We start from the raw sequence: 12,878 nt of genomic DNA, 5'->3' as shown, positions 1-12,878 counted from the left end.
CCCCACGGATAATGCAGGTTTAGTGTATTTTGGCGCAACCGCACTAAAGTTTAACCCATCTTGGCTCGCTTGCGCGCGCGGGAAATGTCGGCGGCGGCGTGAAGTTCTTTCCGCTGGAAAGCGCGTCATCGACGCGATCCGCGTCCATGCTCAAGTCAATGACGTGGCAAGGGCGTTGATGACGAGACGATCCGGAAATGCGGCGCCCTGAAGAATCTCCTCATGCCTATCAGATGGTCGATTCGTCGCAGCGCCTTCCGGAGGGTGCGCCCTAACCCCTGGACCAGGCGGGTTGGGGAGACTTGTGAGCCTGCATCTCGAGCGGTTTTAGCTGCGCGGGTCCATGCAGTTTGAACAAATCGCTCAGGCGCGAATAATCGCGTGTATTGATTTCGCTTCGCCAAACTTCGGCCATGGCACTTTAATGCCGGCTGCCTCCAGGAACATCTGCGCCACATAAAGAACAATGAACGCCCCAACCAAAACGACGAGCACGTGAACAACTGTTCGAAATGGCTCCGCGAGAGGAATGACACGGAGCAAGGTCGTTGCGGCCCACCAAAACACCCCGATGATGATGACGAGAAAGATGAGTCCTATCAATGTTTCGATCATTGTCATGTCTCCACCAAGCCGACACTGCCCAAAATGGCGGCCGACCTTGAAAATATGGGCCTATCTGGCGTTTCAGACAAGGCCGAGCTTTGCAATGATCCGTTGGCGGGGGTTTGCGGTCAGCCGGTTTGTCATCGCCACCTCCGGACCGCTCTGCTCGATCAGGCGCGCTCTGAGCTGCTCCCACACATTCGTCCGCTTGGCTAGCGCAGGCGTCATCGTCGTTTTCTGGCGGCGACTTCTCGAACAGATGGCGAAATGCTCGAGGCGACCCGCGCCGATCCTATTCTGGATCGGCGCGGGCTATGTAGCCCGAGGGCTAAATGTCGCATGCGCGATCGACACAACGAGTCCGCGGGCACTGCTTGCCATTTCAATTTGCGCCTTGATCTGTTGCGCCAGCGCCTTCACAAGCGTGCTGCCCAAGCCGTCAGAAGGGGCGGCCGTATTGTATCCTTCCGGCCTGCCCACGCCATTATCGGACACCGTGAGCCGCCAGTTGGAGCCGGAGGTTTCGTATTTGACGAGGATTTCCGCGTCCGGCCGGCTTTGAGGAAATGCATATTTCACGGAGTTGATAACCAGCTCCGTCACGATCAGGCCTAGACTCACTGCTTCCGTCGAGGGAATGAGGGCGCTGTCGAAGGCGTATTTCAGGGATATTTGTTTCTCCTCACCGATCATCGAGGCCGCGAGGCCCTCGCATAGCGTGGTCAAATAGGGAGCGACTTCGACGAGTTCGGTACGGCCTGCCGTGTCGATGTGCCGCTGCAATGTCGCCACCGACATGACGCGGGAGTAAGTGTCCTACAGGTGTCGGCGCGCCTCTTCCGAGGTCGTCACCCGAGTCTTCATCATGATGATGTTCGCGATGATTTGCAAACTATTGAAAATGCGATGCTGCATTTCTAGGAGCAGTACTTCTTTCTCCCGAAGCAGTTTTCTCGTTTCACTGAGAAGAGAATCCTTCTCCTTTTCTATGGAACGTCGACGGGTCACATCTGTGAAGGAAAGCAAAATAGCTTTGTGAGCGTTGCTGGTGAAGAAGACTTCTCGCGCGGTCACAATCACGACGCGGCGTCCGATGCGAGGAAACTCGGCATCTATCTCAAAATCTTCCGCGACGGCGTGTTCGGGCAGGATTTTATCCAAGAGCGAAGCCAGGCGCGCTATGTTGAAGCGGCCGTCTAAAATCTCATAAACCGAACGTCCGATGACCTCTTCGGGGGTGACTGCAAAATTATGGAAAAAGGACCGGCTAGCTACGGCTACTCTGAGATGACAATTAAGCACGAGTAGAGGATCGCGGACCGTGTCGACGACCGCCTGGGCGAGCACCGGAGCGTATTGCGGATCTAAAGGTTCGACTGTGATTTCGAAATATCCTTCCTGCCCTTTTTTACTACGCGCCATTGATGCGATCAAACCCTGTCGCCGATTTGACTTAAGGCGCCTCGGTGTAAGGCCGGCGCGAGATTCCGACTACGGAGGTCGTGACCGTCATGGCCGCATGATTACAGGCGTGCCGACGCTTACGCGATCGAACAGATCAATCACATCCTCATTCAACATGCGGATGCAGCCGTAGGAGGCGGCGGAGCCGATCGACGCGCGCATCCTTTTGGTCGTCCCGTGAATCGCCACCTGGAAGCGGCTGAGGGTAAGAGCGCGAGCGCCCATGGGATTGTTCGGCGCACCGCCGCGAATAAGGTCCGGCAATTCCGGATGGTCTCGTTTTACAATCCATGGCGGAGCCCAGTCCGGATTGACGTATTTACCGATAATCGTGGCGGAGCCGGACCATTCCTCGCTGCTCTTTGGAACGGCGATCGGATAGCGAATTGCGACGCCTTCGTCCTCAACGAAAAAAAGTTTGCGGCGCCGCGCGTCGATGACAATCGTGCCCGGCTCGACGGACGATGAAAAGGCCACCATATCCCGAGCGGCGCTGATCGACGGCAAGGCGGCGGCGCCAATGACGAGCGCCACGCCGACAAGGAGAATGCGCAACAAGCGAGCGAGACGTTCCGTAAGAGCCGGAGCGCGTATTTGAGACGATAAGCTACTCATGGCGTCTTTTTCTGAAGGTTAAAGGCAGCCGGGCGATTGCGTCGCCGCAAATATGGCGATGGCGGCGGTCGCTTTCCGGTCGACTACGTTATTTGCTTGGCCAGAAGACCGACTTTAACGCTTCATGCGGCTGAAGGCTCAATTGGACAAGCGTTCCTATCAAGATGAGCGTTCCCGTTAAGACGAGGGCTCCCCCCACGACCAACGCCGTAGCGACGAGCGCGCTCATGAAAGGCCCAAGAGGATGCGGTCTGGGCCCAGACGCCTTGGTCTTTCGAGTTCTGATGGGATTCGAAAGACCTGCAGTGTTGATGGACCAGAAGAACCATATCTTGCCCACTTCCGTCGCCACAATATAGCCGAGGACGATAGCGACGACGGCGCTTATCTCAATCGCCGAGAGCGGCACGAAGCCGAACATCGAGCTCAGCGCCCCGAGGAAGGGGATGGCGAAGGTCGCGGCCGCGACCGCAAGCGTTGACCACAACAGCAACTGACTCGGGGTGCTTCGAAAAGCCGGCTTGTGGGTTCGCAGGACGAGGACGACCGCGAGTTCGGTCAGCAGCGAAATCATAAACCAGGCGGTCTGGAACGTCGCCTCGCCGGCGTGGAAAACCAGGAGCAGCACCGCGAAGGTCAACATATCGAAGGCCGAACTGATCAGGCCGAAGACAATCATAAACTTCTGGATCTCATTGATGCTCCATCGCTGCGGATGTGAGACCCGGTCCGCATCGACATTGTCGCTGGATATTGCGATCGACGGCACGTCGGAGAGAAAGTTGTTCAGTAGGATCTGCTTGGCGGCAAGCGGCAGGAACGGCAGCAGCGGCGCCGCCAGCGCCATGCTGACCATGTTCCCGAAATTAGCGCTGGTGGTGATCGAGATGTATTTCAGCGTGTTGGCGAAGGTCCGCCGACCATCCTCCACACCAGAGCGCAACACGTCCAGGTCGCGGTCGAGCAGGATGATGTCGGCGCTTTCGCGGGCGACGTCCACCGCCGTCTCGACCGAGATGCCAACATCGGCCGCATGCAGGGCCGGCGCATCATTGACGCCGTCGCCGAGATATCCGACCGAATGACCTGTCCGCTGCAGGGCGCGGACGATCCGCTCCTTCTGCTGGGGATCGATCTCGACAAAGAGGTCTGTCCGTGGCGCGAGATGCCACAAAGCCTCGTCTTTGAGTTTTACGAGCTTTTCGCCCGTGAGCATCGACGTTGCATCGAGTCCCACAGCCTTCGCCAGATGCGCCGTCACATAGCGGTTGTCGCCGCTGATCACCTTGATGCGGATGCCTAGCCGATTGAGATCGTCGATCGTGCGCCGCGCGTCCGCCTTGGGCGGGTCGTAGAAAACAAGAAAGCCACGAAAGGTCATCTCCCGTTCGTCGTCGCGGTCGTAGTCCGCCTTCACTGGAACCTTGCGAGTTGCAACGGCCAGAACACGGAAGCCTTCAGCGCTCTTGGCCTTGAAGACATTCTCGAGTTCCGCGCGCCGCTCGGCGTTCGCCGGAACCTCGACGCCATCGCGGTCCAACGATGTGCATATGTCGAGCACGTTCGAAAACGCCCCCTTGGTGATGAACAGGCGCTGTGACGGCGCTCCATCCTCCGCCACGACGATGGTGAGTCGGCGACGCATGAAGTCGTAGGGGATTTCGTCGATCTTGGCGGCGCCGCGGGTCGTTAGCCCAATGTCCTTGCCCGCAGTCACGATCGCTTCATCGAGCGGGTTTTCGATGCCGGTCTCGAAGGCGGCGTTGAGAAAGGCGAGCCGTCGCACCTCATCCGAAGGCTGGCTTCCGGCGTCGAGAACGTCGCGCAGAACTATGGCGCCTTCAGTCAATGTGCCCGTCTTGTCGGTGCATAGGATATCCATGCTGCCGAGGTTCTCGATGGCGTCGAGCCGGCGGACGATGACGCCGCGCTTGCTCATGGCCCGCGCGCCGGCCGAAAGGGTCACGCTGATGATCGCCGGCAAGAGCTCAGGCGACAGACCGACCGCGAGCGCCACGGCGAACAGCAGGGACTCGATCACCGGGCGGTGGAGCAACAAGTTCACAGTCAGCACGAAGAGAACGATGACAATCATCACGCGAACGAGGAGATAACCGAACTGCCGCACGCCGCGGGCGAAGTCGGTCTCGGGTTGGCGCGCCCCCAGCCGCGCCGCAATAGCGCCGAACTCGGTCCGGCGGCCGGTGCTCACGGCAAGGACCTTCGCCGTGCCGCTGCGCACCGAAGCGCCGAGAAAGACGGCATTGGTCCGTTCAGTGATAGGCGCGTCGGGACGAACTATCCCGGCCCGCTTTTCGACCGGAAACGACTCGCCGGTCATGCTCGCTTCGCTGACGAGGAAGTCCTGCGCCTCGATCACGAGCCCATCCGCCGGGATTAGATTGCCCGCGGAGAGGAGGATTTGGTCGCCGGGCACGATCGCGCTGACCGGCGCTGTCTGCTCCACCCCATCCCGCACCACACGGCACGTCAGCGCCAGGCGCTTCTTCAATTCTTCGACCGCCGTGGACGCCCGGTATTCCTGAAAAAAGCTGAGGAGCGAACTGCCCAGCACGATCGCCAGGATGATGGCGGCGTCCACCCATTGCTGGAGCACGAGCGAGATTGCGGCGGCGAACGCCAGGATGAGGACGAGCGGGCTTTGGAACTGGCGTAGAAGGAGGCGAAGCGCGCTCAGGCGCGGCGCATCCTCCACGCTGTTGGGACCGACGCTTAAGAGCCGCGCAGCGGCGCGATCGGACGACAGCCCGTCTGGACCCGACTCCAAAGCTGCGGCCAGCTCAGACGAATCCTGGCTCCAGTAGGGAATTTCGTTCGCGTCCGAGGTCACTCACGGTCCTATCTGCGATCGTGTGTCGGTGAACGTCGCTAGTCTGCTCCTCGGCCTCGCTTCACGCGAAGCCAGACGGCGTCCATCAAAATGACACGAGAAAAACGATCACATAAGAGTTCGCAGCCAGACAGCGATAGTCTCACATGAAGGCGCCGATCGCGCCAAGATGCAGGGCCATCTATGCCGCCTTGCCGGTCATCCCAAGTTGAGCTTAAGAACGAATATGACTAACGGCATTGTTCCAACCGCGGTCGATGCGCGGCTCCTGCGCCACTTTACGAACCTCTCCTTTGGCTTCTGGACCGGCCCGACGCGCCGCAAAGCGAAACTGTTCGTGGCAGGGCTCTTTGCCTGCCTGCTGCTCAATCTCGTCCCGGCCATCGCGGTCAACCGATGGAACAAATTTTTCTTCGACGCCCTGCAGAATAAGGACCAGCGGCTGATCTTTCTCAGCATCGGCCTGATGCTGGCGCTGGCCTTCGCCTCTGCGTTGACGAGCGTCGCGCTGCTGCAGATGCGCATGCGCTTTCAGTTGCGCTGGCGGGAATGGCTGACTCAGACGCTCGTGCGGCGCTGGATGGAGCGCCGCCGCTTTTATCAGCTCAGCGTCCTTCGGCTCGTCGACAATCCGGAAGCGCGCATTGCCGAGGACGGGCGGATCGCTATCGAGCTCTTCGTCGACTTTGCGACGGGCGTCACGAATGCTCTGCTCATGGCGGTCTCGTTCGTCAGCGTGCTGTGGTTCATCGGCGGCTCGCTGACGATTGGGGGCGTGACGATCCCCGGCTATCTTGTCATCGCGGTCGTCAGCTACTCCGCCGCGACGTCCTTCGGCATGCTTCTTTTGGGTCGCCCACTCGTCGCGCGCGTCGAGGCGAAGGCGGCCGCAGAGGCCGACTTTCGTTTTGAACTTTCGCACACTCGCGAAAACGCCGAAACAATCGCGCTTATCGGCGGCGACGACGCCGAGCGGGAGCGGCATTATGCGAGATTCAGTCAGGTTGCGCTGCGCTGGGTTGCGGTGATTGGACGACAGGCGCGCATGCTCTTCCTGTCGAGCGGCAATAACGTGCTCGCGCCCGCCATCCCGCTCATGCTGGGCGCACCGAAATATCTCGCCGGCGAAATGTCGCTCGGCGATCTCATGCAGGCGGCCGCCGCCTTCATACAGGTGCAATTGGCGCTCAACTGGCTCGCCGACAATTCGCTACGCCTCGCGGACTGGTTTGCCTCGGCGCGGCGTGTCGCCGCCCTTGATCTCTTCTTCGAGGACCTCGACGAACTCGCGATCGGAGCCGAGGAGAAGATGATCGATCTCGCCTTCAGCGACGACGACGCATTGCACCTTTGCGGGCTCTCCATCGCCCAGCATGACGGCGCGTTGATGCTCGCGGACACCGATGCGACGATCGGACGCGGCGAGAAGGTTCTCGTGAAGGGAGATCCTGGCGCCGGCAAGAGCACGCTGATCCGCGCCATGGCGGGGTTGTGGCCGTGGGGCAGCGGCCGCATTCTGCGTCCGAAGGATGCGCGCATCGCGTTCATGCCGCAGCAGCCGTATATGCCGCGGGGCACGCTGCGCGAGGCGCTCGACTATCCACGTGGCGACACGCCGCCCGACCCCGCGCGCGCGGCAAGAATCCTCGTCGCCTGCGGCTTGGCTCATCTCGTACCGCGCCTGGACGAGGAGCAGAGCTGGTCCGATGTGCTATCCGACGGTGAACAGCAACAACTCGGCTTCGCGCGCACGCTGCTGAGGCCCCCAGACATCATCATCATGGACGAGCCCACCTCAGCGCTCGACGACCTCAGTCAGATGCGGCTGATGGAACTGCTCTGCGAGGAAGCGCCGGGCTCGACCATCATCCACGCCGCACGCCGCAATGTTGATAAACGGTTCTACGACCGCGAGATCCAGCTCAGCGCGAGATCCCTATCGTGAACCCGACGATTGCTGACTTTCGAAGGGTATTCTTATTCGACGTGTTGCCGCCTTGCACGAAACGCCGGGCGGCTAAAAGGAAGGCGAAGAGGAATGATCGAAACCCTTCCGCTTGCCACCGCACGTCTCTACACATTCGAACAGCAGCGGATGCTGACCAATGCGAGTAGCTTTTTCTTCGAGCGTGATGAGCGCTTGTTTCTGGTGACGAGCCGGCATGTGATGTTCGACGAACCGAGCAAACACTTCCCGGACCGGATCGAGATCCAGTTGCACGTCGACCCCGAGAATATGGTCCAGTCCATGGGGTTCTCGATCCCGCTGTATCGCGACGGCAAGGCTGCCTGGCGCCAGGGGCTCGACTCTGCAGGAGAGGTCGACGTCGCGGTGATCGAGATTGAACGCTCCGCACTGCCAGAACCGACGGTTTACCGGGCCTTCACGCCCAAACACCTGCTCTCCGCGCAGCACCAGGTTGAAATAGGCTCCTCGCTGCTCATCGTTGGTTTTCCGCTTGGTTTCCACGATACGCTGCACCACATGCCGGTCGCGCGGCACGCGGTCATTGCGTCTTCGTTCGGTCTGCGTTTTCAAGGTCAGGGCTACTTCCTCACGGATGCGCGCACACACCGCGGAACCAGCGGCGCCCCCGTCGTGATGCGTACATCTGACTGGGCGCCGATCGAGGGCGATCTGCCGTGGATGCTGCTCGGCATCCATTCCGCGCGGCTTGATGTCGGGACCCGCGACCTGATACTCGACGAGGCGCTCGGGTTGAACTGCGCTTGGTATGCCGACATTTTGTTGACGCTGACTGAAAGCTGAGTGCGGGATACACGCCGGAGCTTCGTTCGTGGCGGATTGTTGACGCATCGACGACAGTGCCATTACAGGAACCGCGCGTGTGGGATCAAACCACGCCTTAAGTGAGGCATAAGGCCGCAGAAACGCCTATGAGTATTCTTGAATCTTGCACCGTGCCTTTGGTGTCTATTTAGTTCTCTTGTGGCAAGGCGGCGGCTGCTCTCTCCTTGTGAGATTGGAGCTTTCTGCTGATTTGCGATTCTTTCGGATGTGATCTCCGCACTTCACAGCGCAGGTGATAGCCAGAAAGGGATTATTATGCTTGGAACCGTCATTATCGTCATACTCATCCTGATGCTCATTGGCGTACTTCCGACGTGGTCGCATAGCGCGAGTTGGGGTTATGTCCCTTCCGGGATGTTGGGAACCATTCTCATAGTCCTGGTGATCCTCGTTCTTCTCGGTAAGTTCTAAAAGGGGGATACTCTCGCACGAACGGCGAATCTGCCAATATCGTCTCGGGGATCGGGGGTCCGGACTGGTCACATGAAACAGCTATGAAAAAAGCGACCTTTAAGGCCGCTTTTCCATGCTTAGGATGAGATCAAGTTAGGCCTTGTCGACGAGCTTCTTCACAGCATCCTTAGCCTTGCCGACGGCCTCCTGCGCTTCGCCCTTGAGCTCCTGCACCGCGCCTTTGAGCTCAAGGTTCGGGTTGCCTACTGCTTGGCCGACCCCCTGCTTGACTGCCCCCGCAGCCTGATTTGCCGCACCCTTGATCTTGTCGGTCGTGCTGCCCATGATTTTTCTCCTGAATGATTGAGGGACGCGCGATATTGCGCGCTACATTGGTAAACGCATAGATCTGGGTTCGGGTTCCATGGAGGACGTTATGAACGGCATCATCTATCTCGTTGGTCTCATTGTAATCATCTTGGCCATTCTTTCCTTCCTCGGTTTGCGCTGAACGGCCCAAAAAGGGAGACACGGCTATGACCGACACATCAATGTCATCCGCGCGAATTTCTGACGGTCCACCAGGATCCTCCTACGTCGAATGGCCGGCAATTTTCGCGGGAGCAATGCTTGCTTCCGCAATCATCGTGCTGATGACCGCTTTTGGCTCCGCCATCGGCCTCTCGCTCGTCTCGCCCTATCACGGCCCGTCGCCCATAATATTTTACGTCGTTCTCGCGCTCTGGTTCACCTGGATCACGGTCTCCAGCTTCGTCGCGGGAGGATATGTTACAGGCCGCCTGCGCCGCCCCATCGAAGGCACAGCGCCTCACGAGGTCCACGTCAGGGACGGCGCGCACGGGCTGGTCGTTTGGGCCGTCGCCGTGGTCATCGGCACGGCGCTCGCAACATTCTCACTTTCGTCCGCTGTCACGACATTGTCACTTTCGTCCGCGGTCAAGGGCGGCGCGGATCTCGCAAAATCTGGCGCCGCCGCCATGGCGTCGAGCGTTGGACTCAATGCCGATCCGATCGGATATCAGATCGACACGTTGTTACGATACAAAGAAGCCGAAGCGCAAAGAAGCGCATCAGGGGCCAATACCGCAACAATGCAATCGTCGCGTCCGGAGGCCTCACGCGTTTTGGCCCTGGGCGCGGCCAATGGCACTGTGAGCAGCGACGATCGCATCTATGTGGCGCGCGCTATTGCAGCGCGCGCTGGCCTCTCGCAGGCCGACGCCGAAAGGCGAGTCGACGCGATTCTCGCCCAGGCGAAGGCTGCAGCCGACAAGGCGCGGGAGGCGAGTGAAACCGCTCGCAAGGCCGGAATCATTCTTGCCTTGCGCGTCGCGCCCAATGCCGAGCCGATTAACTTTGGCGTCGATAACGCGGCGCGGGGCGATGGAAACACCTCAGCGGTCAATAGCGGGTCAATAGAAACGTCGCGTCAAGAAATTTCGCGCATTTTATTGATGGGAGCCGCCAATGGTTCTCTAAGCAGCGACGATCGCGCCTATCTGGTGCGCATCGTTGCCGCGCGCGCGAATCTTGCGCAGGCTGACGCCGAAAAACGTGTCGACGCGCTTTCCGAACAGCTGAAGACTTCCGCCGACAACGTGCGGGCGGCGACCGAAATTGCGCGCAAAGGCGGAATCCTTCTTGCCTTTTTGACAGCCGCCTCGATGGTTCTCGGCGCAGCGGCCGCTTGGTGGGGAGCCGGCGTCGGCGGCCGTCACCGAGACGAGCAGTTCGACGCCAGCCATCTGACGCGCTGGTGAAGCACATCCGAAGAGGAGCGTAAGTCATGGGACGTTCAATTCTGCTCTGGATGCTCGGCGTTCCAATTCCGATCATTATTCTTCTGGCGTTATTGCGCCATTAGCGGCGGGATCCGGATGCGGCCTTTGCGCCGCCTCCTGATCGGTCCTGGAGCATCGGCCACGCTTTCGATCTTCATACTGACCGGCTGCTCAACTCGATCGTTGTCGCCAGTGGCGGCGCATCACATTCGCGCTCCAGCGTTGTCGCCGCCGACTTGCCGTCGATCAGCGCCACTCGGGATATGGTGGTCTTTCCATCGTCCGTCGAGCCGGGCACGATTGTCATTGACGCGCGACAACGCAAACTTTTTTCCGTCACGGATGAAGGCGTCGCAATTCGCTATCCGATCGCCGTGCCCAAGAGCAGCGAGGAATGGTCTGGCTCCGTCACGATTATCGGGAAGTACGTCAATCCCGACTGGGCTCCGCCATGGAAAGTGAAACGCGACCATCCGGAATTGCCGGACCTTATTCGCGGCGGTTCGCCGAACAATCCCATGGGCGCTCGCGCTCTTACCCTCAGCCGCCTCCAGGTGGCGATTCACGGGACGACCAAAAGGATGCGCGATCGATCGGCGCTGCCGCCTCCTACGGCTGCATCCGCATGTTGAACGAGGACGTGATTGATCTGTTCGATCGCGTAAGCGTCGGTACGCCAGTAATGTCCGTCGTCGAATGATTTGAGACAGCGGGCGTCGTGATTTAATGGAGGACGCGGCTCACCTGACGGTTGAGCTTAAGCGGCGGTCATTTGGTGGTGCAAGCGTCGATTTTCGACGGTGATACGTTTGATCCTTTCTCGTTCGCGCAAGATTTTTGCGCCGCGCCCGCAGTAGACGTCGGCCGGCGTGAGATTGTTCAAGCTCTCGTGATAGCGACGACGATTGTAGTGATCGACGAAGGTGCCGATCTTCGCTTTCAGGTTTCCGGGCAGATAATAGTTTTCGAGCAGGATGCGGTTCTTGAGCGTCTGATGCCAGCGCTCGATCTTGCCTTGGGTCTGCGGATGACAGGGCGCGCCGCGGATGTGCTCAATTTTATGATCGTTGAGCCATGTCGCCAGATCGCCGGAGATATAGGACGAGCCATTGTCCGAGAGCAGGCGCGGCCGATGAACGACATGGACCTGATCGAGGCCGGAGGCTTGCAGCGCTAGGTTCAGCGTCTCGGTGACGTCGTCAGCCTTCATCGTCGTGCACAGCTTCCAGGCGACGATGTAGCGCGAGAAGTCGTCGAGGATGGTGCTGAGGTAAAACCAGCCCCAGCCGATCACCTTCAAATAGGTGAAGTCGGTCTGCCAGAGCTGGTTTGGCGCCGTGGTCTTGCCCTTGAACTCATCCGCCGGCTCAACGGACTCGTGCTTCCGCACAACGGCTTCCGAGGCCGCCCGCGACGACGCAGCGGTTTTGGTGCTTTCGTTTTTCTATAGGCCGTCCGCGCGGCCTTCCGGTCGGCTTTGTGGCCATCAGCGCGTGCCAACCAAAACTACCCGCTTCGCCGCTGCAGCCCGCGCGGGCTCTTCGGTCTCAAGATGGCTCTTTTGGTTACGCTTTCTAGAGCGGTTTCTTCTCAAAGAGGTTCGTAGCCAGCCGCGGCGAAGAAGTTTGCGCATTCGCTTGGGGTGAAGGCGTGGAGTAGCTCTCCGATCCTATTCCACAGGCCGTCGACGGTTCGTTCTGCTGCCTTGCGCAGCAGTGCTTTCAGTTTGGAGAAGGCCTTCTCGATCGGATTGAAGTCTGGGCTGTAGGGCGGGAGATAGATCAGTTTCGCGCCTGAGGCCTCGATCGCTTGGCGGACGCCCGCGCCCTTGTGGCTACCCAGATTGTCCATAATGACGATGTCGCCCCGCGAGAGCGTTGGGACGAGCACCTGATCGACATATGCCTGGAACCACAGGCCATTGATCGGGCCGTCGAGGACCATCGGCGCCATTAGTCCCGTGAGACGAAGGCCGGCAACGAAGGTCGTCGTTTTCCAATGACCGTGGGGAACGCTGGCGCGCAGCCTCTCACCTTTGGGCGCGCGCCCTTTCTTGCGCGCCATGTTCGTCGTCGCCCAGGTTTCGTCGATGAAGACGAGGCGTTCGGGATCAAGATCCAGCTGGTTTTCGAACCATGCCTCGCGCTGGTCTGGCGGCAGGACTGCCAGTCTCCTTCTCGCGGGCGCACCAGCGAACAGCGCTCGCCGCCGAAACGCCAAAACGCTCAGCCGCCTGTCGGCGCGACATGCCGGCTGCGACGGCGGAGACAACGCGTTCTCGAAGATCAAGCGAAAGGGTCTTCTTCGACATGCATGCCAGCCTCCTTCGCCAGCA

General features: G+C 59.7%; 12 protein-coding genes and 3 pseudogenes. 5 read left to right on the top strand and 10 right to left on the bottom strand.

From position 1 onward, the window contains the following. Nucleotides 1–363: 363 nt before the first annotated feature. The 6 genes from IYX23_RS19790 to mgtA all read right to left on the bottom strand — a co-directional run bounded on the left by IYX23_RS19790 (nucleotide 364) and on the right by mgtA (nucleotide 5,536). Nucleotides 364–615: a hypothetical protein gene (locus IYX23_RS19790; RefSeq protein WP_245257188.1), complete on the bottom strand. Its 252-nt coding sequence runs from the start codon at nucleotides 613–615 to the stop codon at nucleotides 364–366. Nucleotides 616–687: 72 nt separating this feature from the next. Beyond that, nucleotides 688–834, bottom strand: coding sequence for a hypothetical protein (locus tag IYX23_RS19785; protein ID WP_196394640.1), 147 nt, complete (start codon nucleotides 832–834; stop codon nucleotides 688–690). 84 nt (nucleotides 835–918) lie between these two features. After that, nucleotides 919–1,404, bottom strand: a complete 486-nt coding sequence (locus IYX23_RS20380; protein ID WP_246716978.1) for a sensor histidine kinase — start codon at nucleotides 1,402–1,404, stop codon at nucleotides 919–921. 18 nt (nucleotides 1,405–1,422) lie between these two features. Beyond that, entirely contained in the window at nucleotides 1,423–2,028 is a 606-nt protein-coding gene (locus IYX23_RS20375) for a PAS domain-containing protein (RefSeq protein ID WP_246716975.1), read from the bottom strand. An 87-nt stretch (nucleotides 2,029–2,115) separates the two neighbouring features. Continuing rightward, entirely contained in the window at nucleotides 2,116–2,628 is a 513-nt protein-coding gene (locus IYX23_RS19775; protein WP_196394639.1) for a L,D-transpeptidase, read from the bottom strand. 145 nt (nucleotides 2,629–2,773) lie between these two features. Next, on the bottom strand, nucleotides 2,774–5,536 hold the full coding sequence (mgtA, locus tag IYX23_RS19770) for a magnesium-translocating P-type ATPase (protein WP_196394638.1): 2,763 nt from the start codon (nucleotides 5,534–5,536) through the stop codon (nucleotides 2,774–2,776). A 226-nt stretch (nucleotides 5,537–5,762) separates the two neighbouring features. Between mgtA and IYX23_RS19765 the strand changes: the two genes are divergently transcribed. The 3 genes from IYX23_RS19765 (at nucleotide 5,763) to IYX23_RS19755 (ending at nucleotide 8,759) form a co-directional block, all read left to right on the top strand. Beyond that, a complete protein-coding gene (locus tag IYX23_RS19765) occupies nucleotides 5,763–7,481 on the top strand; it encodes an ABC transporter ATP-binding protein/permease (protein WP_196394637.1) in 1,719 nt (572 codons plus the stop codon). 93 nt (nucleotides 7,482–7,574) lie between these two features. Beyond that, nucleotides 7,575–8,306: a trypsin-like peptidase domain-containing protein gene (locus tag IYX23_RS19760; RefSeq protein ID WP_196394636.1), complete on the top strand. Its 732-nt coding sequence runs from the start codon at nucleotides 7,575–7,577 to the stop codon at nucleotides 8,304–8,306. 297 nt (nucleotides 8,307–8,603) lie between these two features. Then, the gene (locus IYX23_RS19755; protein ID WP_018409243.1) at nucleotides 8,604–8,759 is read left to right on the top strand and encodes a DUF3309 family protein; all 156 of its coding nucleotides are present in this window, start codon (nucleotides 8,604–8,606) and stop codon (nucleotides 8,757–8,759) included. A gap of 135 nt (nucleotides 8,760–8,894) precedes the next feature. Here IYX23_RS19755 and IYX23_RS19750 read toward each other — a convergent pair whose 3' ends face one another. Further along, a complete protein-coding gene (locus IYX23_RS19750) occupies nucleotides 8,895–9,086 on the bottom strand; it encodes a CsbD family protein (RefSeq protein WP_175093359.1) in 192 nt (63 codons plus the stop codon). A gap of 281 nt (nucleotides 9,087–9,367) precedes the next feature. Here IYX23_RS19750 and IYX23_RS19745 point away from each other — a divergent pair, with 281 nt between their 5' ends. After that, a complete protein-coding gene (locus tag IYX23_RS19745; protein ID WP_196394635.1) occupies nucleotides 9,368–10,522 on the top strand; it encodes a hypothetical protein in 1,155 nt (384 codons plus the stop codon). Nucleotides 10,523–10,697: 175 nt separating this feature from the next. Here the strand turns inward: IYX23_RS19745 and IYX23_RS19740 are convergent, their stop codons facing one another. After that, nucleotides 10,698–10,850 carry a hypothetical protein gene (locus tag IYX23_RS19740; RefSeq protein WP_196394787.1) on the bottom strand — a complete coding sequence of 51 codons (153 nt, stop codon included), beginning with the start codon at nucleotides 10,848–10,850 and terminating at the stop codon, nucleotides 10,698–10,700. Here IYX23_RS19740 and IYX23_RS19735 point away from each other — a divergent pair. Beyond that, nucleotides 10,807–11,243: pseudogene (locus tag IYX23_RS19735) on the top strand (L,D-transpeptidase). The gene IYX23_RS19740 and the pseudogene IYX23_RS19735 sit on opposite strands and share 44 nt — an antisense overlap. Nucleotides 11,244–11,300: 57 nt before the next feature. Here the strand turns inward: IYX23_RS19735 and IYX23_RS19730 are convergent. Both IYX23_RS19730 and IYX23_RS19725 read right to left on the bottom strand, forming a co-directional pair. Continuing rightward, a pseudogene (locus IYX23_RS19730) lies at nucleotides 11,301–11,915 on the bottom strand (DDE-type integrase/transposase/recombinase); the annotation flags it as partial. A gap of 218 nt (nucleotides 11,916–12,133) precedes the next feature. Further along, nucleotides 12,134–12,854, bottom strand: a pseudogene (locus tag IYX23_RS19725) (IS630 family transposase). Between the last annotated feature and the right edge of the window lie 24 nt (nucleotides 12,855–12,878).

The organism is Methylocystis sp. L43 (assembly GCF_015709525.1).
In the GTDB taxonomy this organism is placed as follows: Bacteria; Pseudomonadota; Alphaproteobacteria; order Rhizobiales; family Beijerinckiaceae; genus Methylocystis.
Note: the sequence above shows the minus strand (reverse complement) of the source record. Positions and strands in the feature narration are given on the sequence as shown.